16 protein-coding genes are annotated in these 24,021 nt (G+C 41.0%); 10 read left to right on the forward strand and 6 right to left on the reverse strand.

What is annotated here, in order from left to right; all coding sequences use genetic code 11:
- Positions 1–72 precede the first annotated feature (72 nt).
- The 8 genes from BUC07_RS00780 to BUC07_RS00815 all read left to right on the forward strand — a co-directional run bounded on the left by BUC07_RS00780 (position 73) and on the right by BUC07_RS00815 (position 12,915).
- Entirely contained in the window at positions 73–2,091 is a 2,019-nt protein-coding gene (locus tag BUC07_RS00780; protein WP_073164086.1) for an alpha amylase C-terminal domain-containing protein, read from the forward strand.
- Positions 2,092–2,093: 2 nt separating this feature from the next.
- Entirely contained in the window at positions 2,094–3,116 is a 1,023-nt protein-coding gene (locus BUC07_RS00785; protein WP_073164089.1) for a GSCFA domain-containing protein, read from the forward strand.
- A gap of 85 nt (positions 3,117–3,201) precedes the next feature.
- Positions 3,202–5,148 carry an amylo-alpha-1,6-glucosidase gene (locus BUC07_RS00790; RefSeq protein WP_073164091.1) on the forward strand — a complete coding sequence of 649 codons (1,947 nt, stop codon included), beginning with the start codon at positions 3,202–3,204 and terminating at the stop codon, positions 5,146–5,148.
- Positions 5,149–5,160: 12 nt separating this feature from the next.
- Positions 5,161–6,465: a glycosyltransferase family 4 protein gene (locus BUC07_RS00795; protein WP_073164094.1), complete on the forward strand. Its 1,305-nt coding sequence runs from the start codon at positions 5,161–5,163 to the stop codon at positions 6,463–6,465.
- Complete coding sequence (locus tag BUC07_RS00800) at positions 6,462–7,790, forward strand: glycoside hydrolase family 57 protein (protein ID WP_073164096.1); 1,329 nt, start codon at positions 6,462–6,464, stop codon at positions 7,788–7,790. Before BUC07_RS00795 ends, BUC07_RS00800 begins: the two co-directional genes overlap by 4 nt.
- Before the next feature lie 123 nt (positions 7,791–7,913).
- Positions 7,914–10,490, forward strand: a complete 2,577-nt coding sequence (glgP, locus tag BUC07_RS00805; RefSeq protein ID WP_139279428.1) for an alpha-glucan family phosphorylase — start codon at positions 7,914–7,916, stop codon at positions 10,488–10,490.
- A gap of 167 nt (positions 10,491–10,657) precedes the next feature.
- The gene (locus BUC07_RS00810; protein ID WP_217652612.1) at positions 10,658–11,227 is read left to right on the forward strand and encodes a helix-turn-helix domain-containing protein; all 570 of its coding nucleotides are present in this window, start codon (positions 10,658–10,660) and stop codon (positions 11,225–11,227) included.
- Positions 11,228–11,262: 35 nt separating this feature from the next.
- Complete coding sequence (locus BUC07_RS00815; protein ID WP_073164105.1) at positions 11,263–12,915, forward strand: AMP-binding protein; 1,653 nt, start codon at positions 11,263–11,265, stop codon at positions 12,913–12,915.
- Between the two features lie 20 nt (positions 12,916–12,935).
- Here BUC07_RS00815 and BUC07_RS00820 read toward each other — a convergent pair whose 3' ends face one another.
- Genes BUC07_RS00820 through BUC07_RS00830 form a run of 3 tightly spaced genes read right to left on the reverse strand, consistent with a single transcriptional unit; the run spans position 12,936 to position 19,230 of the window.
- Complete coding sequence (locus tag BUC07_RS00820; protein ID WP_073164107.1) at positions 12,936–13,949, reverse strand: virulence RhuM family protein; 1,014 nt, start codon at positions 13,947–13,949, stop codon at positions 12,936–12,938.
- Between the two features lie 32 nt (positions 13,950–13,981).
- Positions 13,982–15,292, reverse strand: a complete 1,311-nt coding sequence (locus BUC07_RS20820) for an SEC-C metal-binding domain-containing protein (RefSeq protein WP_175552437.1) — start codon at positions 15,290–15,292, stop codon at positions 13,982–13,984.
- Between the two features lie 8 nt (positions 15,293–15,300).
- Positions 15,301–19,230 carry an Eco57I restriction-modification methylase domain-containing protein gene (locus BUC07_RS00830; protein WP_073164110.1) on the reverse strand — a complete coding sequence of 1,310 codons (3,930 nt, stop codon included), beginning with the start codon at positions 19,228–19,230 and terminating at the stop codon, positions 15,301–15,303.
- 146 nt (positions 19,231–19,376) lie between these two features.
- On the opposite strand from BUC07_RS00830, the gene pyrH reads away from it, so the two are divergent.
- Positions 19,377–20,087, forward strand: a complete 711-nt coding sequence (gene pyrH, locus BUC07_RS00835; RefSeq protein WP_073164113.1) for a UMP kinase — start codon at positions 19,377–19,379, stop codon at positions 20,085–20,087.
- 107 nt (positions 20,088–20,194) lie between these two features.
- Positions 20,195–20,758: a ribosome recycling factor gene (gene frr, locus BUC07_RS00840; protein WP_073164117.1), complete on the forward strand. Its 564-nt coding sequence runs from the start codon at positions 20,195–20,197 to the stop codon at positions 20,756–20,758.
- A gap of 106 nt (positions 20,759–20,864) precedes the next feature.
- On the opposite strand, the gene BUC07_RS00845 is transcribed toward frr, so the two are convergent.
- The 3 genes from BUC07_RS00845 to BUC07_RS00855 are packed head-to-tail and all read right to left on the reverse strand — an operon-like array spanning position 20,865 to position 24,018.
- Positions 20,865–21,131 (reverse strand): LPXTG cell wall anchor domain-containing protein, encoded by a 267-nt coding sequence (locus BUC07_RS00845; protein WP_073164120.1) that lies wholly within the window; start codon positions 21,129–21,131, stop codon positions 20,865–20,867.
- Positions 21,132–21,158: 27 nt separating this feature from the next.
- Entirely contained in the window at positions 21,159–23,111 is a 1,953-nt protein-coding gene (locus BUC07_RS00850; RefSeq protein ID WP_073164123.1) for a dolichyl-phosphate-mannose--protein mannosyltransferase, read from the reverse strand.
- The gene (locus BUC07_RS00855) at positions 23,104–24,018 is read right to left on the reverse strand and encodes a glycosyltransferase family 2 protein (RefSeq protein WP_073164126.1); all 915 of its coding nucleotides are present in this window, start codon (positions 24,016–24,018) and stop codon (positions 23,104–23,106) included. Before BUC07_RS00855 ends, BUC07_RS00850 begins: the two co-directional genes overlap by 8 nt.
- Between the last annotated feature and the right edge of the window lie 3 nt (positions 24,019–24,021).

A 24,021-nucleotide genomic window follows, 5' to 3' on the forward strand; every position in this document is an offset into this window, starting at 1 on the left:
TATCATTCACTATTTTTTCATCCAAATTGCGTCAACATTCTCCGGTGATTCTTATCTTTATGAAAAAACAATATGACACAAAAATTACCACAACTTATAAAAGATGACAAATGGCTGGAGCCCTATTCCGGTGCTATAAATAACCGTATTAATGCTGCAAAGGCAAAAGAGAAAGAAGTTGCAGACAACTCAAACTTGTATGAATTTGCCAGCGGCCACCTCTTTTTTGGTCTGCACAAAACTCCCGGCGGCTGGGTAATCAGAGAATGGGCGCCCAATGCAACGCACATTTACCTGGTTGGCAATTTTAATAACTGGGAAGAAAAAAAGGAATATGCCTTTAAGCTGCTCGAAAACGGTGTGTGGGAACTCCGGCTCAATGAAGATGCACTCCGGCATGGCGATTTGTACGCGCTTTCGCTGCACTGGGCAGTTGATTTCGGGAAACGAGTGCCGGCCTGGGCCAATTATGTGGTTCAGGATGAAGAGACCAAAATATTTAACGCCATGGTTTGGAATCCTGAAAAACCTTACCAGTGGAAAAACAATTCATTTTCAGGCACCAATGAACCGCCCTTAATTTACGAAGCCCACATTGGCATGGCCGGAGAGGAAGAACGCGTGCATACCTATAATGAATTCAGGGAACACATGCTGCCCCGGATAAAAGCCAACGGATACAACACCATTCAGCTGATGGCCATCCCGGAACACCCGTATTACGGCAGTTTCGGATATCACGTATCCGGATTTTTTGCACCCTCATCGCGATTTGGAACACCCGAGGAACTAAAACAACTGGTTGACGAAGCGCACGGAATGGGCATGGCTGTAATTATTGACATTGTTCACTCGCACGCCGTGAAAAACGAAATCGAAGGACTCGGAAAATACGACGGCACCCAATACCAGTTTTTTCATGAGGGTGCTAAAGGAGAACACCCGGCCTGGGATTCCTACTGTTTCAATTACGGCAAAAACGAGGTCATTCATTTTTTACTTTCCAACCTGAAATACTGGCTCGAGGAATTTCAGTTCGATGGCTTCCGGTTCGACGGGGTGACCAGCATGCTCTATTTCGACCACGGACTGGGTAAGGCTTTTTCAGGCTACGACGATTATTACAGTCCCAACCTCGATTTTGAAGCCACCACTTATTTAACCCTGGCCAATAAACTCATCAAAAAAATTAAACCCCATTCCATTTCAATTGCCGAAGACATGAGCGGTTTGCCCGGACTTGCCGTGCCTCAATCGCATGGCGGAATAGGATTCGATTACCGCATGGCCATGGGCGTACCCGATTTCTGGATAAAAATTATTAAGGAAAAATCGGACGACGATTGGGAAGTAGGCGATATTTTCTACAACCTCACGTCAAAACGGATGGATGAAAAAGTGGTGAGCTACGCTGAATCGCATGACCAGGCACTGGTGGGCGACAAAACCATAATTTTCCGACTCATCGATAAAGAGATGTATTACAGCATGCGGAAAGACCAGCCCAACCTGATTGTTGACCGTGGAATTGCACTGCACAAAATGATTCGGCTCATAACAGCCACAACCGCCGGAGGTGCCTACCTCAATTTTATGGGAAACGAATTTGGCCACCCCGAGTGGATTGACTTCCCACGCGAAGGAAACGGCTGGTCGTTTAAACATTGCCGCAGGCTGTGGAGCATTTCCGAAGACCCGGAACTGAAATACCACTGGCTTTACGATTTTGACAAGGAGATGATTCAATTCATGAGCCAACACAAGCTGCTCAGCATTCCGCCGGTTGATTTTGTTATGGAAAACAAACCCGATAAAGTTTTGGCATATCACCGCGGCCTGTTCCTTTTTGTTTTCAATTTCAATCCCACGCAGTCGTTTACCGATTACGGAATTCCGTTAGGCCCCGGAAAGTACAAAGTTGAACTCAATACTGACTCGGGACGGTTTGGCGGGAATGACCTTGTTGATGAGGATATACCTTATTATACAATTCCGAGCGGAGGCAACACAAGCCAGCACTATTTGCGGCTCTACCTGCCTGCCCGAACAGCTTTGGTATTCAAAAAAATCGACTTTCCAAAAGTGAAGTAAGTATGGCATTAAAGTTTCAGACAGAAGTTGAAATACCAGATTTCGAATGGCAGACAGGCTACCGCAAACGCAATCTTTTTATGGGGTCCTGTTTTACTGAAAATATTGGCGGAAAAATGGCCGCACTGAAATACGATGTGGATATTAATCCGTTTGGAATATTGTACAACCCGCTCTCAGTGGCCAACGCACTGGAGCTGCTTTTGCAAAAGAAAAAATTCACGCACGAAGATTTATTTCAACACAACGGATTGTGGCACAGCTTTTATCATCACAGCCGGTTTTCTTCGTCCGATGCGAATGTTGCACTCGAAAACATAAACACCCGCATTGAAACTTCTGCTGAATATCTCGAAAAAGCGGAATTCCTTTTTGTTACTTTTGGCACCGCCTGGGTTTATGAGTATATTCAAACAGGACAAACCGTTTCGAACTGCCATAAAATTCCGGCAGCCAAATTCAAAAGGTTCCGCCTGGCAGCTGATACAATTACACAGCAATTTATTCCCTTAATCAACAGCATCCGAAAAATTAATCCCGGCATAAAATTCATTTTCACGGTAAGCCCCATTCGCCACTGGAAAGATGGTGCCGTTGAAAATCAACGAAGCAAAGCCACACTGCTGCTTGCCATCGACCAGCTGACAAAAGAATTTGACGGTGAGGGATGCGGCTATTTTCCTTCCTACGAAATAGTAATGGACGAACTGCGCGATTACCGGTTTTATGCCGAAGACATGATTCACCTTTCAGAGGTGGCCGTAAAACATATTTGGGAAAAATTCCAACACAGTTTAATCGATTTGGAAAGCCAAAATATTTCGGGAGAGGTACAAAAAATTGCGAATGCCATGAACCATAAACCGTTTAATAAGTTTACTAATGAACACCTACGGTTTTTGAAACAATGTTTAAATAAAACCGACGAACTTCAGGATAAATATCCGTATATTAAGCTGACCAATGAAAAGCATTTTTTTGCAGACCAGGTAAAGGATATTGAAGCAAAACTGAAATATTTATAATTCAAACCGATTAACTTCGCGTAACGCTGAAACCGGCTAAACCTTACGCAAATTGCGTTATTCATTATTATCAATTTATTGAATTATGAGCTACCTGAAATTTGACAAGGAACAGTTAATAAACCTCGAGTATTCACTAAACAGGGAAATTCTGAGATCAAACCGCGCAGGTTCGTACATCAGTACTACACTAAACGGGTGCAACACACGAAAATACCACGGGTTGCTTGTTTGTCCCATTGAAAACTTCGGCGGAGAAAAACATGTTTTACTCTCCTCGCTCGACGTGAGCCTGATACAGGAAAAAGAAGAGTTCAACCTGGGGATTCACCGCTACAAAGGCGGCGTTTACGAGCCCAAAGGCCACAAATATATTCGCCACATCGAGTTCGATCATATTCCAAAAATAAGCTACCGCATTGGCAATACAGTCCTTATCGTGGAGCGGATCCTGGTAGAAAAAAAAGAACAAATCCTCATCCGGTACACCCTCGAAAAAGCACCGGAACAAACCACTTTCCGGTTCAGGCCGTTTTTGGCATATCGCAATATTCACGCGTTGAGCAAAGCCAATATGTTTGTGGATACGCGGTATAAAAACGTAACAAACGGCATTGGCACAAAAATGTACGACGGCTACCCCGAACTGTTCATGCAGTTCAGCCATGAGGCAGAATTTGTTCCGGTGCCCGACTGGTATTACGATGTGGAATACCTGAAAGAACTGCACCGGGGCTACGAGTACCTGGAAGATTTGTTTGCCCCCGGATATTTCGAACTGCAGCTGGAACAGGGTGAATCGGTTGTTTTTTCAGCAAGCACCGAAGTCGCAAACCCGGTTTCGTTAAAGCAGCGGTTTACCAAAGAGCTGAACAAACGGACCCGCCGGTACACTTTCATCTCCTCACTGAGGAATGCCAGCGAACAATTTGTGCTTCATAAAAAAAATGAAACCGATATAATTGCAGGTTTCCCCTGGTACAACAGCATTACACGGCAAACTTTTATTTCGCTCCCCGGGTTGGCACTGGCACAAAACAACAACCAGCTGTACGAAGAAGTGCTGGACACTTACACCAACTACCTGAATAACGGCCTGTTCCCCGATTTCATTTACGAAAACACACACACTTATAACGCTGCTGATTTGTCATTGTGGTTTATCTGGGCCATTCAGCAATATGCAAAAAACCATAAAAGGTTAACCGCAATATGGGATAAATACGGCCCGGCCATCAAAGAAATTCTGGAAAATTACAACACCTCCACTCCGCTGTTTTTATCCATCACTCCAGACGGTTTGATTTACGCCGAAAAAGAAAACACAGCACTGACATGGATGAATTCTTACGTACATGGCGTGCCTGTAGTTCAGCGCGACGGGTTAACAGTAGAAACAAATGCATTGTGGTACAACGCCGTATGCTTTGCACTTGAACTCGCAAAAAAAGCAGGCGACAATGAGTTCACTAAACAATGGGAAAAGATGCCCGAAAAGATTGGAGCTGCTTTTCTAAAAACATTCTGGAACAAAGAACATAATCACCTTGCCGACGTTGCACGTAATAAAAGCACTGATTGGGCCATTCGCCCAAATATGGTAATTGCAGCGGCAATGCCTTTTTCGCCATTATCAAAGGAACAAAAAAAGCTGGTGCTAAGTGTTGCCAAAAAGAAATTGCTGACTAAAAGAGGGTTGCGCAGCTTGTCGCCCGATAATTTAAGATACAAAGGAACGGTCTCAGGAAACCCCGGGGAACGCGAAGCTGCAATCCACCAGGGAGCAGTTTGGCCGTGGTTAATGCCGTTTTTTGTTGAAGCGTACCTGAACATCCACCAGGCGGGAGGCTTGCCATTTGTGAAACAGTTCATGGAGTTTTTTGAAGAAGAAATGACAGAACACTGCATTGGAACCCTTTCGGAAATGTATGACGGAAACCCGCCACACAATGCCAAAGGAGCCATTTCGCAGGCATGGAACGTGGCAGGGGTGTATTACGCTATTGATTTGGTGCAGAACTATAAAGTATAAACTGTTGGGGTAATGAAAGTATTAATGTTTGGGTGGGAATTTCCGCCACATATTTCAGGAGGGTTGGGAACAGCCTGTTACGGACTGACCAAAGGCCTGGCAGGCCTGAAAAATATTGATGTGCTTTTTGTGGTTCCCAAAATGTTTGGCGACGAAGACCAGTCAATAATCAAGCTGAAAGGTGCCAATACTGTGCCTGTTTCAAAAACACAAATTGAATTTGAAGGCACACAGAAAAAAATGGAAACCATTGAAATTAAATCTGATATTGTTCCCTACCTGAGTGAAGAAGATTTCTGGGAGCTCAAGAAAAAACGGTTTCCGGCAAAAACAAGATTTATACAAACCGATAATGGTTTCAAGATAAACTTCAGCGGGAAGTATGGTGATGGATTAATTGAAGAAATTAAAAATTACGCGCTCGTGGCAGAACTAATCGCCACCGAAAACACTTTTGATGTCATTCACTCACACGACTGGCTCACCTATCCGGCAGGCATAGCAGCCAAAAACAAAACAGGCAAGCCACTGATAATTCACGTACATGCCACCGAGTTCGACCGCAGCGGTGGAAACATAAACCCCGTGGTTTATTCCATTGAGCGCGAAGGCATGGAAATGGCGGACAAAATTATAGCCGTAAGCAATTTAACACGCAATACCATTATCGAAAAATATTATATTCCACCCGAAAAAATTGAAATAGTTTACAATGCGGTTGACTCCTCTCCGAGGAAACACAACTTGAATTTCAGGAAAAACGAAAATGAAAAAATTGTGACTTTCCTGGGGCGCATCACCATGCAAAAAGGCCCGGAATATTTTGTTGAAGCGGCCTACCTGGTGCTCAAAAAAATGGAGAATGTGCGTTTTGTAATGGCAGGCAGCGGCGATAAAATGACAACCATGATTAAACGCGTAGCTGAACTTGGAATTGCCGATAAATTTCATTTCACCGGCTTTTTAAAAGAAGATGCTGTTGCTGAAATGTTTCGTTTATCCGATGTTTGCGTGATGCCATCTGTTTCTGAGCCATTTGGCATTGTGCCACTCGAAGCCATGCAGGCCGGCGTTCCGGTAATCATTTCAAATCAGTCGGGTGTGTCCGAAATCCTGGACCATGCCATTAAAATTGATTTCTGGGACACCTACGCCATGGCCGATTCAATTTACGGACTATTGAAATATCCTTCCATGTCGAAACATCTGAAAAAAGCCGGCAAAATAGAAGCCGGCAAAATGAAATGGGATAATTCGGCACAGCAAGTAAGTAAAATCTACAGAGATGTGTTAATTAAATCAAATGTTAAAGTATGAAGTCAATAGCACTGTTTTTCCAGGTTCATCAACCCTTCAGGTACCGGAGGTACCGGTTTTTTGATATTGGCAATGACCATTATTATTACGACGATTATGCCAACGAAACCATCCTCCGGAAGGTGGCCGAAACCAGTTATCTGCCGGCCAATGAGCTTCTGTTAAAGCTGGCCGGCGAGCTGGAAGGTAAATTTAAAGTGGCTTTTTCGGTTACCGGCACTGCACTTGACCAGTTTCAGCTTTATGCCCCAGAAGTTATTGAATCTTTTCAGCAACTGGCAAAAACAGGCTGCGTGGAGTTTTTATCGGAAACCTATTCCCATTCGCTTTCGGCATTAAAAGACAAAACTATTTTTGAGCAGGAGGTAAAACAGCACGAACAGAAAATTTTCGAACTGTTCGGGCAAAAACCCAAAGTTTTCAGGAATACCGAAATGATCTATTCCGACGAAATTGGAGATTGTGTGGCAAAAATGGGTTACAAAGCCATGCTTACCGAAGGCGCGCGCCATGTGCTGGGCTGGAAAAGCCCCAACTTCCTGTACGTGAATGCTGCCAATCCGCGCCTGAAAGTGTTCATGCGCAACTACAAACTCAGCGACGATATCTCTTTTCGCTTTTCAAACAGCAACTGGTCAGAATATCCGCTCACTGCAGAAAAATTTATTGGCTGGCTTACTCAGCTAAACCGAAAAGAGGAGGTTGTTAACCTGTTCTTGAACTACGAATCGCTGGGAGGCCGGCAGCCCAAAGAGAGCGGCATATTCAATTTTTTCGAACATCTGGCAAGGGGAATAGTCAAACACCCGGAATTAAAATTTGCAACACCCGCCGAAGTGTTGGCCGAAGTTCAGCCTGTATCAGTAATCAGCGTACCCCACCCTATTTCGTGGGCCGACGAAGAACGCGACCTCACTGCCTGGCTGGGAAACGAAATGCAAAAAGAGGCTTTTGAAAAGTTATACGAAATGAGCCCGCGAATGGGGCGATGTACCGATGAAGAATTGCGTAAAGACTGGAACTACCTGCAGGTAAGCGACCATTTTTATTACATGTCAACCAAATTATTCTCCAGTGGCGAAGTTCACAGTTATTTCAATCCGTTTGAATCACCCTACGAAGCATTTTTAAATTACATGAATGTACTTAGCGACTTCCAGATCAGGCTAAATTCTATGTTCCCCAAAAATGAACAGGAGCAGGAAATTGCAGCCTTGCATAAAATTATTAACGAAAAAGATGAAAAAATAACCAAGCTGGAAAAACAACTCACACGCCTGCAGAAACCACGTACAAGAAAAAAAACAACAAAAAAAAAGAAGTAATTTAACAATATTGAAAATGAACATATTATCACTCATTCCAAATTAATTTTCAGACCCCTTTTACAACAAAATAAAAGTGTATTTTTGCACCCCGATAAGGAAAACAAAAAACAGATTTTAGACATGAAGACAGAAAAAGCAAACTCGTATCCAAACCAACAAAATAACACACCGGTTTGGAAAAAAATAATAGTAAAATCACACCTCCCCGAAAAATTGTCTCCGCTTCGCGAAATATCCAAAAACCTTTGGTGGGTTTGGAATACCGAAGCAAGGGAGCTGTTCAGCTTCATCGATAACGAAACCTGGGAGGCGTGCGACCACAACCCGGTTGTGCTACTCGACCAGGTGAGCTACAAGCGATTCAAGGAACTTGAAAAGGACTCAGGCTTTATTTCCAGAATGGATAAAGTTTACGGCGATTTTAGGCAATACCTTGAAGAACGAAAAAATTTGGGAAGCCCGCAAATTGCCTATTTCAGCATGGAATACGGCTTGCACGATTCACTAAAAATTTACTCCGGCGGGCTGGGCATGCTGGCCGGCGACTACCTGAAAGAGGCCAGCGACATGAAAGTTAACATGGTAGGCGTTGGACTGCTCTACCGCTACGGATATTTTAAACAGGCCCTTAACCTGCATGGGGAACAAATGGCAAATTACGAATTCCAAAACTTCTCCAAAATACCGGTAAACCCCGTTCTGAATGAAAATAACGAATTTGTTAAAATAAGTATCGATTATCCCGGTCGCCAACTATTTGCAAAAATATGGCAGGTAAATATCGGCTCGGTAAAACTTTTACTGCTCGACGCCGACCTTCCTGAAAACCAGGAAGGGGACCGCTCGGTAACCCACCATTTGTATGGCGGCAATAACGAAAACAGGCTGAAACAGGAAATGCTTCTCGGAATTGGTGGAATCAAAGCCCTGAATGCACTGGGCTACAATTCTGAAATTTACCATTGCAACGAAGGCCATGCCGCATTTATTGGGCTCGAACGTGTTTCCAGTATCATCGAAAAATACAAGTTAAATTTTTCCGAAGCCAAAGAAGTGGTACGCGCATCGACCATATTTACAACGCACACTCCCGTTCCGGCCGGGCACGACTCCTTCCACGACGATTTGTTTAAATATTACATGGAGGGGTACTACAATAAAACCGGACTCAGCTGGGAAGAATTTACCCTCCTGGGAAAAGCAACCCCGGAAGAAGATCATTTCAACATGAGTTACCTGGCCTGTAATCTATCACAGGGAATAAACGGTGTGAGCAAGCTGCATGGCGATGTTAGCAAAACCGTTTTAAAACCACTGTACCCGGGATTCCTGGAAGAAGAACTCGAAATTGGGTACGTCACCAACGGAGTGCATTATTCTACATGGACAGCACAGGAATGGAAAAACATTCATAAAGAATATTTTGGTCCTGAATTTCCTCAAACCCAACTCGATTTTGATGTTTGGGATAAAATTTACCGCGTGCCCGATGAAAAAATATGGGAAATCAGAAAAACCCTCCGCACAAGGTTAATCAATTACATTAAAGAGCGTTTTTCTGACAGCTGGATTAAACGCAACGAAAATCCGCAACTCGTCACCGAAGTACTGGACAAACTCGATCCAAATGCGCTTACCATTGGTTTTGCGCGCAGGTTTGCCACTTATAAAAGAGGGTACCTGCTGTTCAGAAACCTGGAACGTTTATCAAAAATTGTAAATAATCCTGAAAAACCGGTGCAATTCATTTTTGCGGGGAAAGCACACCCGGCTGACAAAGCGGGCCAGGAATTGATCAAACACATTGTTGAAATTTCAAAACGCCCCGAGTTCAGGGGGAAAATCCTTTTTGTTCAGAATTACGACATCAACCTGGCAAAAATGCTGCTACAGGGTGTCGATGTTTGGCTGAATACGCCAACCCGCCCGCTGGAGGCTTCCGGCACCAGCGGCCAAAAAGGAGTAATGAACGGAACACTCCATTTCTCGGTGCTCGACGGATGGTGGGTTGAAGGCTACCAGGAAAATGCAGGCTGGGCATTGCCTGCCGAACGGGCTTACGATGTACAGGATTTTCAGGATGAACTCGATGCACAAACCATTTATGGCATTTTTGAAGACGAAATCACCCGCATTTTTTACGACCGCAACGAAGAGGACATCCCAGTGGAATGGATCGACTACATTAAAAACACCATCGCACAGGTTGCTCCGAAATTTACTACCGGAAGGATGATGCAAGATTATCACGACAGGTACTATAAACCTCAGCTCACGCGCGCAACCAGCATTAACAATGAAAATTTCAAATGGGCAAAAGAGATGGCTGCATGGAAACAAAAAGTAAGCACTGTTTGGGACTCAATTGAAATTAAGTCTTCTGACACCAGCAACGGTATCAAAGAGAATATGAAAGTGGGTCAGGAATACCCCTTTAGGGTTGAAATCGACTTAAAAGGACTCTTGAGCAACGAAGTGGGGCTTGAAATGATTATTACCGAAAATGGCACAGAAGACCCACCTCGCATTGTAGAAACATTTAACTTTGAGGTGGAAGAATGCAACGGTTCGGTATGCTGTTTTAAACTCAACTTTCATCCGGTGCATCCGGGGTCGTTCAACTACGGCCTCAGGTTATATCCTAAAAACGAAGGATTACCGCATAAACAAGACTTTAACTACGTAAAATGGTTATAACAAACTGGAAAGGTGCCTCACTCAGGGCACCTTTTTTTGTCCGCTTTTTCAATCTGAAATCTTTATTGAAAAAGATTTTACAATTTATTTGAATTTTATCCGAAAACAGATTTTATTTTTACATTCCTGTTCAAACTCTTACTTTTGTTTAAAAAAATCAGATGGCGATGAAAAAAAATCTTGGTGAAAAAATAAAGCAGTTCCGCGAATTCAGACAAATTTCAAGAGAAGATCTGGCATTAAACGCCAATCTCGATATAACTCAACTTGAAGAAATCGAGGAAAAAGCAGCATTCCCTTCACTGGGTCACCTCATTAAAATATCGAGAGCTTTGGGAGTTCGAATCGGCACTTTCCTCGATGATCAGGACCAGGTGGGCCCCGTGATCGTGAAAGCCGGCGAAGAGAAAAAAAGCCACAGCTTTTCAACAAAAGACGAATCGACACGCGAGCACCTGAACTTTTTCTCGCTGGCTCAGGACAAAGCCGGCAGGCACATGGAGCCGTTTATTGTTGAAATTGAACCCTCGAAAGAATCGGATTATAAATTATCGACCCACGAGGGCGAAGAATTTATTTATGTGCTGGAAGGAAGCATCGAAATTAATTACGGGAAAGAATTGTACCGAATTAACAAAGGAGACACCATTTACCTCGATTCGGTTGTTGCACACAATGTACACGCAGCCGGAAAACAACCGGCAAAAATTCTGGCAGTAGTTTACACACCGGTTTAATTTTCAATTTTATCAACTATTCTGAACGAAAATCCATGCAACTACTTGATTATACGCTCGGCGAAATTCTGGAAAAATGGGCATTTGAGACTCCCGATAAGGAATTTATTGTGTACCCCGACAGGGACTTACGGTTTACCTACAAACAGTTCAACGATCGTGTTGATGCGATGGCCAAAGGGCTGTTGTACATTGGCGTGAGACCGGGCGACAAAGTTGGCATCTGGGCCAAAAACATTCCCGACTGGACAACCGTGATGTTTGCAACCGCTAAAATTGGTGCTGTGCTGGTTACCATCAACACCAATTACAAGTTATCGGAACTGGAGTATTTGCTGAAAGATGCCGACATTAACACGTTATTTCTGGTTGACGGTTTCCGCGACAGCGATTACGTGGAAATGATTTTTCAACTGGTCCCCGAACTCAAAAATCAGCCCCGTGGCGAAATAAAAAGCTCCCGGTTTCCCGAACTTAAAAATGTGGTATTTATCGGCCAGCAAAAACACCGCGGAATGTTCAATACAAATGAATTGATTCTGCTCGGTAATCATGTTGACGACCTCGACCTGGAAACCATAAAAGAGTCGCTTAACTGCCACGATGTTATTAATATGCAATATACATCGGGCACCACCGGCTTTCCAAAGGGAGTAATGCTTTCGCACCACAATATTATAAATAACGGTTATGCCACCGGGCAGTGCCAAAAATTTACTTCAAGCGAGCGTTTGCTGGTATGTGTGCCCATGTTTCACTGCTTTGGCAGTGTTTTGGGACTCTCTGCAATAATCACCCACGGAGCCACCATGGTTTTCACCGAAGATTTTGATCCGGTTATGGTGCTCGCTTCAGTTCAAAAAGAAAAATGCACTGCCTTGTATGGTGTGCCAACCATGTTTATTGCCGAACTCAACCACCCGATGTTCGACATGTTCGATTTAAGTTCGTTGCGTACCGGAATAATGGCCGGTGCCCCCTGCCCCATCGAAACCATGAAGCAGGTGATGACAAAAATGAACATGAAAGATGTGATTATCGTTTACGGGCAAACCGAATCATCTCCGGGAATGACCGCAACCCGCACGCACAACTCGCCTGAAGTACGCTCCACTACCGTTGGTTTCGAATATCCCAATGTGGAAGTAAAAATTGAAAATCCTGAAACCGGCGAAGAGTGCGGCATTGAAGAACAGGGCGAAATTTGTTGCCGGGGTTATAATGTTATGAAAGGCTATTATAAAAACGAAGAAGCCACAAAAAAAGCAATCGACAGCGAAGGCTGGCTGCATTCGGGCGACCTGGCCGTAAAAACCAAAGACGGCTTTTTCCGGATTACCGGACGCATAAAAGACATGATTATTCGCGGGGGAGAGAACATTTACCCGCGCGAAATTGAGAACTTTCTTTACAATATGCCACAAATTGAAACAGTGGAAGTGGCCGGAATTCCCAGTCCTAAATATGGTGAAGAAGTGGCAGCATTTATTAAAGTTAAAGAAGGCCAGTCGCTTTCAGAAGAAGATATTTTCGATTTTTGCCGCGGACAGATTGCAAGGTTTAAAACACCAAAATACGTATTTTTTGTGGATGAATTTCCGATGACCGCAAGTGGTAAAATTCAAAAATTCAAACTCAGCGAGCTGGGGGCAAAAATCTGTAAAGACAAAGGGATTGAAATTACATGAAAAACATTAACATTGAACGGTCACTTTTTGTTTTTCAATTTTTTGGTCGTGTCTGTTATTTGTTCCAAAAAATGCTTTTCGACTTCCGACAACTCATTTTTAGTTAACTCTTTATATTTTTCATATTCTGCATGAGCTTTTTGTAATGCCTGCTCATGACTGATTTTCCCGGAGTGGTTTAGTATTTCTTTCCTTGTCATTTTCAGGAATGATTCAAGCTGATCAATCCAGTCTTTCATATACATGGGTTCCTGGTTGAGTGCTTGGATTTCCGCAAGTTCGAGGTATGCAGTTACAATTCGGTTCAAAATATCAAGTTCCTTTTCGGTGAGGTAATTTTTGGCAATTGCTGTTTCCTCTTTTGTAGGTTTTTTCCCTTTAAAATTGCTCAATCCCAAATGAGGCTTTCCCGAATCTACACGTTTATAAATAATCTCGGCAGCGGTGTGTCCGTGTGCTGCCCAGTGCATTTTATTTTGTACTGTTTTGAAAAATAAAACAGACATTTCCAACGATGGGTCGTAGTCGATGCTGGTTGCATAAATGTCAAGTACTTTTCTCCAAAATACTTTTTCCGACGAGCGAATATCCCGGATACGTGCCAGTAATTCATCGAAATAATTTCCACCACCTGCTTGTTTAAGCAAATCATCGTTCATGGTAAAACCCTTCACAATGTATTCTTTTAAACGTGCGGTTGCCCACTGACGGAATTTTGTTCCCTGATGGCTTTTTACCCGGTAACCTACCGAAATAATTACATCGAGGTTGTAAAGCTTCAAGTTTTGGATTTGAGTTTTCCCTTTGATAGCGCCGTGTTGAGTGGTGTGTGCAAAATTTGCACATACCTTTTCTTCTTCCAGTTCGCCCTCTTTAAAAACATTATTTATGTGTTTGGTAATAACCGAGCGTTCTTTCTGAAAAAGTTCGCCCATTTGTGTTTGCGAAAGCCAAACTGTTTCATCCTCCAACCGAACATCAATTTTAGTTTGTCCGTCCTCGGTTTGATAGAGAAGTATTTCTGAGTTATTCATCACTTTACTTTTCTAATTCTCGAATAATTATTTTATGATTCATATAAAAGAAATTTTTTCACAAACTCATCCATCGTCTTTTTGTATTTTTTAATTTCTTTTTGTTTCTCTTGTACTTGAATCAAAACTCCTGTTTTTCCAGATTCGAGTAACTCTTCATGCAAAAAACGATATTTTTCGAAAACTCCAATCATCTCATTATGCGTAGTCCGTTTTTGTACTGGAACGACAACACTCTTCAATTTTAATTCTTTGTCCGTTATGTGATTAATAAGCTTTTGTAGATTCAATACTGTTTTTGCAAGCTTTAGTCCATTGTTTGTTTCAGATTGAATTTCATCATCAGAGAAAACCATTTCAAGCTTATTGCTTAACATGATTTCTTTTATTTGAATCTTCCAATTATCAATTAGAAAATGAGGCAGGATGTCTTGATATTTTTCAGAAATAACAATTAGAATGAATTCGTATATTTCTTTTAGCTGTTCTAAATTTACAGTCGATATATCTCTATTATGTGCTTCTTCTCTTCGAATTGAATTAAGTTCTAATATTAATTCTTCAAATCTAATTTTATTGGGAAATAAGTCAGAAAAGTCTTTCCAGTTAGTACAGATGATTTTTTTTAATTGTAAAACAAAAGTGTAATTAATTAAAACATCACCTTCCTCAGTCTCAATGCCAAATTGATTATAATAAGTACTAATTACGCTTTCTCTAAGTTTTTTCCCAACACAGCTAATAAACCAGTCTTTTCCATGTTTTTTTGATAATCTATCAACGATTACTTTTCTTAGAGCATTTTCAATTTCAGAAATTTGTTTCTTTGCCACACTTAATCTGTAATCCGTTGTGTTTTCCTGAAAGATTGAACTTTTCATCCAATTCATAGAATCGCCTTGTCCAATTAAAGCAGCTACCTCTTTTGAAGAAATAACATACATTAATTCTGAGTCTTGTTTGTCAAAAGCACGAATAGCATAATAGTTAAGTTGCATATTTTTAAAAGAATCGTCTTTGAAGAATCCATGTATTGCTCCCATGACAGCACCAGCTTCAATTTTTACATCAATTGAATTATTCGAATTTGCGTAAAATTGACATTCTAAAGTTTTATTATTCAATAAATCAACTTTTTTTACTGCAACATTTGATACTTCCTTATCTACTATGTTTAAGTTTTGAAGAGCAGTTTTAAGAAGTGAAAGAATTTCAGGAATAGAAAACTCTTTATCTTCAATCTTGGAATTCTCCGCTTTATTCATGCAGCACTTTTTGTATTTTAATCCACTACCGCATGGACAAATATCATTTCTTCCTATTTTGCTCTTTTTGTAATTCATTTCAAGATTTACGAGTTTTCCACAATCTTAATTTCCTCCTCCGTCAAACCATACAACTCATAAACCATTTGGTCAATTTCACGGTCGGTTTTTTCAATTTCGGATTTGTTGGTTTGGGCTTCGGCTCTTTTATTCGCGAACAATTCCATCCATTCCATTTCATCCGATTTGGAAAGTTTTTCTCCGCCTGTTTTTTTAATCGCTTTGTTTAGTTCTTTTATGAAATTGGAGAAATCAAGTTCCTGCCAGTTCTCTAATTTGCGGCTTAGTTTTTCTATGGCAAACTGAGATTTTAAATATTTAATGAATTTTGAAGTTAGCGTTTGTTGATTTTTTGTAAGCGAAAGCATTTTTTCGACCAAAGCTGTTAATTCGGGAGAGTTTAGCTCGGGAACCGGAATTTGACCAAAGTATTTCCAAATTAATTGACAACCGTTCTGGATTTGCGTACAATATTTTGTAATCAGCCACCAGCCCATTTTTGAGTTTAAAACTCCAAGTAGTGCTTTATTTTCAGTGGGAATAATCCACATTGAATCATTACAATACAAGCCCTGCTCATCATAAATGAAACAGGGTTTCACCTGAAATTTTTGGTACATTATTTTGGGTTTGGAAAACTTTTGGTAATAATCACAGGCTCGTAATTCCCACCAGTAATCGCCTTTATCTCCCCGTTTTTTTGCTCGTTCTTCAAAAGGTTTTAACCATTCGTAAACTGAAGGATAGTTTATCGGCAGCCAATTTTCAGCTTCGAAATCATTCTTTATTTTTTTGTTGGTATTTCCTTTTTCAAAAAGAATTAAATAACTGTTAGGGATTATCGTATTGTATTTGCTTAAATTTCTTCCTTGTAAAAATGGTTTTATTATTTCTGTGGCCTTCGGGTCTTTTGTTACAATTTCCTGTTTTGTCTGTTCGTCAATTAGAAAAGCTTCGGTTAACCCGGTTAAAACTCCTCGGTACGATTGACCACCAACAAAATCAGAAAGTTTGGTAAATTTAGTTTTCAATTTCTCCAAAAAAGCCTGTTCATTCTGCGATGAGATTACCCAAGTTTCACCACTAAACGAATCTGTTTGAAAAATCTCTGCTGTTTCCAGTACGTTAGTTTTAAAATCGAAAGAACTGGATTCTTTTAAAACTGAAACCGATATTTCTTTCTGTGGAGCTGATTTTTGAGCAGTAAAAATGCAGGGGTATGTTGTTGCACCTTCGAAAATTTGAATATCGCCAAAATCAATCAGCTCAAACATCTTGTATTTCAGGAAATACTCGCGCAATGGTTTGCCATAACCCGCCTGCAACCATTTATTTGGCATTATATACGAAATTAATCCGTTTAATTTTAACAGGTTAATTCCTTTTTCAACAAACACACAATAAATGTCGCCCTGACTGTGGTAGGTTTCGTAACCTGCATTTTTAAGTGCGATTGATGTTTCTTTTATTTTTTCGAGATGTACATACGGCGGATTTCCAATTACTACATCAAAACCACCATCGTACTCGGTTCGGAAAGCGTGCCGGCGGGTGCAGGTCATTTCTGCAATAATTTTTTGCAAGATTTTGTTTTCCGGCAGTTTGTGTTTATTGCGGTTATTCCTGATGTAGGCAATGGTGTTATCCAATTGCTCGTTGCTGGTAACTTCCCTGGCATCGAACTTTTCGGCCCACAGGTGAAATTGTGTTTTTCCACGGGGAGCCTGCTCCCCATTTTCTTCTGTGTTTACTGCCAGGTGCGCGGGAGCAGGCTCCCGCGTTCTGGCATCTGCTTCTGAATCTCTTCGGGGAGCATGCTCCCTTTGTCCTGCCATTGGAGTAGTACGCCCCATGGCTATATTACAGGCACGTGCCGACATTGCTTTTATTTTCTGCACTATTTTAGGAAGCTCTTCTTCTGTGCATGAAATTATTATATGAGCATGGTCGCCACAAATGTTATATGCAACAATATTTAGCCTATCTTTTTCAACAATTTCCGAAATAGTTTCTGTAACAATTATTTCTTCTTTCTCCGATAGCCAAACCGCCTCACCTTTTTTTACATGATTATCAAACATGCGTTGCGAGTAACGCGAATTATGAGTGGCGGTGGTAACATGCCATGCTTTTTTCTTTTTCTTGTAAAAAATATTCGGGAACTCCTTGTACCAGTTAAACACGGGGTTATAACCCCGTGTTGCTTTGGCAACTTCAGGGTCGTCAATCAGCGAGTTTCCACACTTTATGTTGTTGCTAAGTGTGTTTAGTTTTCGTCCTTTTTGTGCGGTTCGCAACCAGAGCGAGAGTTTGGCAATTTCAACCGATTCTTCGTTCAGGTCAACGCCGTAAATGTTTTTCTCTAAAATATCTGTTGTAATGTCGGAGAAAATAATTGCCCCGCCCAAAAGTTGTCCGCGCAACTCATCAATTTTCCGGTGTTCGTTTATCAGAAATTCCAGCGCCTGGTTTAAAAACGCCCCTGAACCACAAGCCGGGTCAAGAATCGTTAACGTTAAAAGCCAGTTTCGGTATTCTTCCAGTTTTTTATCGAGCGTGCGTACAATTTCCTTTTTCCGGTTTTTCCTTCCTTTTGCATATTCTTCGTCAACAATTCCGAGTTCAACCCGCTTTTCTTCGCAAAGTTTTCCAACCGTATTTTCAACAATGTATTTGGTAATATATTTAGGTGTATAAAAAATACCGTCTTTTTTGCGTTTTGACACATGGGGAGCATGCTCCCCTATTCCATGAGTGATTGCCTGCAACCGCCCCGGAGCAGGCTCCGGGGTTGCATGCTCCCCTTTTGGTAGTAGATTGCTGCCAGAGTGCTCCTGGGTTGCAGGCTGCTCTGCTATTGTTGCCTGTATATTTTCAATTTCGCCCAGCGAGTGTTCAAAAATGTGCCCGAGAATATTTACATCCACATCCGTTTCAAAGTCGTAATTGCTCAACCTCAGCGTGTGTTCGTACAAAATATCATCGTCAATCGTAATGTTGTCCAGAACTTCGTCGGGCTTAAAAAGTCCGCCATTGTAGGCGTAAATGTCATATCTCTTCCCATTGTAACCGGTGTTCATGTACCCAAAATACTTTTTAAAACGGGAGTACAACGGGAAATATTCGTCGTATTTTTCTTTTAAGTCAGCCCACTGTTTTACAATTTCGCTGATTGAATTGGGTGGAAGCAACAATCTGTCCTCGGCAAAAAAGATAAACAGAAAACGGTCCAACAGTTTTTGCGTTTTTTTGAAAAGAAGAAGTTTATCGGTTTCAGGATTGTTTTTTACAAGGTTGTTGTAAATCGCTTCCCTGAATTTTGAATAATCGGCGTACAATTTTTTCGTAATATTTTCTTCCTGTAAAACGGATGATTCTTTTATTTTTAAAGGTAAATCGTTTAACAAATTGTCTTTTGTCAGACAAAGCCACATTAACGAAAACTGTTCATGTGTCAGGTTGAACAAATCAAAATCAACATGGTCAACCGCATTTTGAATGTAAAAACGGAGTTTCTCAAAATTCGAAGTAATTACATATTTGCATTTCGGGTGGTGATTTTTATACCCGAACGCCTGCGTTTCAATTTTATCTAAATCCGTAGTGTCGGTTCCTTTTAGTTCTATTATCGCAATGGCTTCATGACAAGGGGCTGCAGCCCCTTGTTTAATTGTTTCTTTCAGGATTGCGCCATCGGCTTTTTTGCTATTCGTTATGTTTTTTAATTCCGTTATTAGGTTAAAGTTTGGTGTCGGGTTTTTAGTGTAACCTAAAATATTTACAAATAAATCGATTAGAAATTCTCCCTGGTATTGCTCTTCTTTTGAATTTCGTATGTTTTCCTGAATTTCGGGACTGCCAAAAAAATCTTGAAAGTCAGTGTATTTTTTGTCGATTAAAGTCGAACCGAGGTCGTTTAAATATTTTTTTTCAACTGATTTTTGAAACAGGCTCATATTTTGGTTTTTCTTTTTTGATTGCGGAAAATTTATGTATTCTGTTCTTCTTTCAAGCTGGCATATAACTTATGTATAAAAATTAGTCACCAATATTTTTTAATGCTCAATTTATAAATAAATTTGTAACTAAAACAATCAATTGAATGACTAAATACAAAAGAATCCTGTTGAAACTAAGCGGCGAATCGCTGATGGGAAGCCAAAAATACGGCATCGATGAAACACGCCTGAATGAATACGCTGAACAAATTTCAGAGATAACGAAAATGGGTGTGCAAACCGGAATTGTAATTGGGGGCGGCAATATTTTCCGCGGATTGAGCGGCTCCGCCAAGGGATTCGACAGGGTAAAAGGCGACCAGATGGGCATGCTGGCTACTGTTATTAACAGCCTGGCACTTAGCTCTGCACTGAAAGGTGTTGGAGTTAAAGCACGTGTTTTTACATCCATCAAAATGGAACCGGTTGGCGAATACTACACCAAAGAAAAGGCCATTGAATCACTCGAAAAAGGAGAGGTTACAATTATTGCTGGCGGGACCGGAAACCCCTATTTCACAACCGATACAGCCAGTGCTTTGCGTGCAGTTGAAACAGAGGCTGAAATCATGTGTAAAGGCACCCGTGTTGACGGGGTCTATTCAGCCGATCCGGAAAAAGATGCAAATGCAACCCGTTTTGAAAAAATTAGTTTTGATGAAGTTTATGCCAAAAACCTCCAAGTAATGGACCTCACTGCCACTGCTTTATGCAGGGAAAACAACCTGCCGGTTTTGGTATTCAATATGGATAAAAAAGGAAACCTTAAAAAGGTAATCAGCGGGGAACCAATTGGTACAATTGTGTACAAGTGACATTTAACTTGATTTTAAAGAATAAAAAAAATTCAAAAAATTTTCGGTTCTTTTATTTTTTTCTATATTTGCTAACAATCCACGGTTGGAAAATCAGTGCTTGACCAATGCAAGAAGAAGTAAATTTTGTTTTAGAAGAAAGTAAAGAAAGAATGGATGCTGCAATTACGCATCTGGAGAAGGAATTGGTGCACATAAGGGCAGGAAAAGCTACACCTTCGATGCTTGATGGAATCATGGTTGAATACTACGGAACAATGACTCCACTCAATCAAGTATCAAATGTGAGCACACCCGATGCACGAACAGTTGCTATTCAACCCTGGGAGAAAAATTTAATTCCGGTCATTGAAAAAGCTATTTTGGCGGCCAATCTTGGTTTTAACCCGGACAATAACGGCGAAATTATCAGGATAAACATTCCGGCACTCACTGAAGAAAGAAGGAAACAACTTGTAAAACAAGTTAGCCAGGAAGGTGAAACGGCAAAAGTAAGTATCCGCACAGCCCGTAAGGATGCCAAAGAACAACTGAAAAAAATGCTGAAAGACGGCTTGTCGGAAGATATGGAGAAAGATGCCGAAGAGGAGGTTCAACAAATGACCGATGACCACGGAAAGAAAGTAGATGCTTTAGTGGAAGCTAAAGAAAAAGATATTATGACTATTTAATTGTTTCTAGTTTTCTGTTTTCTGAACATTGTTTAATTGTTTTCATGGCTTTGAGGCAGCTTATTGAAGCTGCCTTTTTTTTATGCCAATTTTTTGCCAACCCACATTACTTTTTCTTCTTCCGGAGAATAAAAAACACAACCGCTGCAATTACTAAAACAGCAGCAACAACAATAATAATTACCGTGTTGCCGGAACCGGAAGCTTGCTCAGCCGCAGAACCGGCGGGAATTGGATTCCCCTCTTCCATGTATGAACTATCCTGTACTCCCAAATTTTCAATGTAGCTGCCTTCATCCTGTGCCATCAGCCTGTAGGGGATGCTTAACAAAATTCCAGTTAGCGATGCAATAACTTTTTTAATTTTTTCCATTGTCTCAAATAATTTCAGTTAAACTTTTCAATGTAATTTCTTGTTTTCAATATCATTTTTCAATGCCTGTGCATTCGGATACAAAGGATTTATTTCAACCAATTCTTTTAAAATATTCATCGATTTCACATACTGCCCTTCATTATAATAATATTGGGCTTCCAGCATAAAAAGCGGTTCATAAAAAGGGTGAATTGTTTTGCCTTCATTAAGGTATTTTTTAAACTCACTGGCATTACCAGCCAGCAAGTTCGCCTTTGCAAGTTGTACATATAACCACACATTATTCAGATTATTTTGCAATGAAGATTTTATTAATTCCTGTCCTTCAGTAAAATTACCTTTTTCAACCGCTTCAATTCCATAAAAATCATTCTTGTCCACACGCTTCAATACCACAGCCAAAGGATTTCCCTTGTGATAAAACGTTTTTATAACTTCAGTTGTTTGCCATTTGTAGTTTTTCAACAGGTGCGGATGAATATAATTGATGCCGAAAATGGCATAATCCCAATCTGTTGAACTCCGCTCCAGATATCGCGAATAACCAACTTCGATGTTAGGGTATGTGCTGAAATAGTTCGTCAGGTTACAATTCATTACCACCTTAATATCATCGTTGCCGGCCAAATTAATCAAATAGTCTGCCGGTTGTTTTATGCCATGAAAATAGTAATCGTATTCATAATTGCTCCAGGCTTTTTTGTTGCCGCCCGATATTGAGTTGAAATACACATAACCGGCCGGGAAAGTAGCCGCCTGGTGTTTAACTGGTAAAAAAGCCAAAGCAATTAAAATTGTAATTGAAGGAAAAAATAATTTTTTATTGTTGCCGGCCAACCATTTAACAAACTTCCAGATTCCGATAGCTGCCAGTATTCCTACAAATGGCAGAACAAACAACATTTGCCTTATTCCGCTGTACAGGTTTGAACCAATTGCAATAACGTAAACTACAGGGAAGACAAAAACAAAAAGTATAAAAATTGTATATAAGCAATTTTCACAACTATATTTTCTATCAATAAATTCACGGACGACAAAAAATAAAGAAAACAGCAACCCGACCATTATAAATTCAGGAGTAGAAATGAGTAGCCATTTGGGTACATAGTACCAGGGCAATTGTGCACTCCAGGTAAGTTCGCCCTCAAAAATCTGCCGGATGTTCACACTGTAATGTTCCATCAGGTTCAGGCTCTCCAGCGGATGAGAAAAAACGTTTTGCAAGGCAAAGGGCCAAAACAGCAATCCGGCAAAATAGCCAATAAAAAGAATTACTGTTACCTGGCCCGTAAGCCTAACAAAAACGGGTTTAGTTGAAACACTATTTAGGTAAAAAGGCTTCCAAAATAAAAAGGTGAAAATGCACAGCGCCAGGTATCCAAACAGGATAAAACCACCTGCCCGCACCGAAACGGTAAAGGCGATGGCCAGACCAAGAAAAACAGCAGTTCTCCAGCGGGGGCGTGGCATCTCTTTTAAAAACTTAATTATCATAAATACACCGGCCGTGTATCCTGTAGCAAAAGGAATGTCCTTCAGGTTTCCAAACGCCTGACCAAAAAGCCGGGGCATCAGTAGTAATGTGAGTACAGTTATGGTAGCAACCTGATATGAGCCTGTTACTTTTCTGGCAATCATACCTGAAAACAATAGCAATAACCAGAAGAAGAATGCACCGGCATAATGCCTGAGCAGAAATTCATTCTCGATGGAAAATACCCGGTTAATTAATGCCGTTAAATTATCAACCGACTGCCCGTAATATTTGAGATTCGATTTTGGGGTGTCAAGACAGGATCGGTCTTCCCCTAAGGTAAAATACCAGTTAACTACTTTTTTGGCGTGTGGGTAATGGAGCTGTTCGTCCACATTTACGGCAGCTTTGGGAGCCATAAACCCCAACAGGATTGCTGCTAAAACGAGAATAGCTGCAAAGCCATTTTGTGCCGATAATATGTGGAAAGCTTTATTCATAAACCTCCTGAACAAAATAATGTGGACGTCCCTGCACTTCTTTAAAAATGCGGTAAACGTATTCGCCGATTAAACCCAAAAAAGTGAGCTGCACCGAACCAAAAAAACTAATGGTCAGAAACATGGATGACCAGCCAATGGGTGCAAAACCTAAAAATTTTGAGCCAAGCGTATAAATAATGGCAACCAGGAAAAAGAACACGCCTAAAATTCCGAGATACAAACAGGCTCTAATGGGCCATTTTGAGAAAGAATAAATGGCATCGGCGGCCAGCGAAAACAATTTTTTTCGGCTCATTTTGGCTTCACCCACCAGCCGATCGGGCCGATCGTATAACACAAATTCATGTTTAAAACCTATAAAATTACGTATCCCGGGCAGGTAGCGGTTGCGCTCGGTAAACTGAAGAATTGCCTGGTGCGCTTTTTTATTCAAAATACAAAAGTTACCTGTTTTTGCAACCTGCTGTTCATCTGAAATTTTATCAAAAATCCGGTGAAAAATATTGATGTAAATTTTCCGTGAGTATTTTTCGCTGCGCGATTCACGCACCGCAGTAACAATATCGGCACCGGTAGTTTTCATTTTATTGAATAGCACCGGAATCAGTTCGGGCGGATCCTGAAAATCGCCATCCATAATTATGGTGTTGTCGCCCCGGGCATATTCCAAACCAGCTGTTAATGCCGCCTGTAAACCAAAATTCCGTGAGAGTGAGATTATTTTCAATTCCTCTCTATTTCCCCTGATTTCAATAAGCTTTTGCAAAGTTGAATCTGTACTTCCATCATTAACACAAACGACTTCAAAATTCTCATTTGTTTGCTCCAGTGAGTGAAAAACTTCATCGAGCAGCCGCTCAACAAGTTGTTCTTCGTTCAATAATGGGATAACGACAGATATCATAAC

Source organism: Tangfeifania diversioriginum, assembly GCF_900141875.1.
Lineage (GTDB): Bacteria > Bacteroidota > Bacteroidia > Bacteroidales > Prolixibacteraceae > Tangfeifania > Tangfeifania diversioriginum.

Bases quoted from the DNA above. Each gene is read 5' to 3' on its own strand.
- BUC07_RS00780 (WP_073164086.1), top strand. From the start codon at position 73: ATGACACAAAAATTACCACAACTTATAAAAGATGACAAATGGCTGGAG.
- BUC07_RS00785 (WP_073164089.1), top strand. From the start codon at position 2,094: ATGGCATTAAAGTTTCAGACAGAAGTTGAAATACCAGATTTCGAATGG.
- BUC07_RS00790 (WP_073164091.1), top strand. From the start codon at position 3,202: ATGAGCTACCTGAAATTTGACAAGGAACAGTTAATAAACCTCGAGTAT.
- BUC07_RS00795 (WP_073164094.1), top strand. From the start codon at position 5,161: ATGAAAGTATTAATGTTTGGGTGGGAATTTCCGCCACATATTTCAGGA.
- BUC07_RS00800 (WP_073164096.1), top strand. From the start codon at position 6,462: ATGAAGTCAATAGCACTGTTTTTCCAGGTTCATCAACCCTTCAGGTAC.
- glgP (WP_139279428.1), top strand. From the start codon at position 7,914: ATGAAGACAGAAAAAGCAAACTCGTATCCAAACCAACAAAATAACACA.
- BUC07_RS00810 (WP_217652612.1), top strand. From the start codon at position 10,658: ATGAAAAAAAATCTTGGTGAAAAAATAAAGCAGTTCCGCGAATTCAGA.
- BUC07_RS00815 (WP_073164105.1), top strand. From the start codon at position 11,263: ATGCAACTACTTGATTATACGCTCGGCGAAATTCTGGAAAAATGGGCA.
- BUC07_RS00820 (WP_073164107.1), bottom strand. From the start codon at position 13,949: ATGAATAACTCAGAAATACTTCTCTATCAAACCGAGGACGGACAAACT.
- BUC07_RS20820 (WP_175552437.1), bottom strand. From the start codon at position 15,292: ATGAATTACAAAAAGAGCAAAATAGGAAGAAATGATATTTGTCCATGC.
- BUC07_RS00830 (WP_073164110.1), bottom strand. From the start codon at position 19,230: ATGAGCCTGTTTCAAAAATCAGTTGAAAAAAAATATTTAAACGACCTC.
- pyrH (WP_073164113.1), top strand. From the start codon at position 19,377: ATGACTAAATACAAAAGAATCCTGTTGAAACTAAGCGGCGAATCGCTG.
- frr (WP_073164117.1), top strand. From the start codon at position 20,195: ATGCAAGAAGAAGTAAATTTTGTTTTAGAAGAAAGTAAAGAAAGAATG.
- BUC07_RS00845 (WP_073164120.1), bottom strand. From the start codon at position 21,131: ATGGAAAAAATTAAAAAAGTTATTGCATCGCTAACTGGAATTTTGTTA.
- BUC07_RS00850 (WP_073164123.1), bottom strand. From the start codon at position 23,111: ATGAATAAAGCTTTCCACATATTATCGGCACAAAATGGCTTTGCAGCT.
- BUC07_RS00855 (WP_073164126.1), bottom strand. From the start codon at position 24,018: ATGATATCTGTCGTTATCCCATTATTGAACGAAGAACAACTTGTTGAG.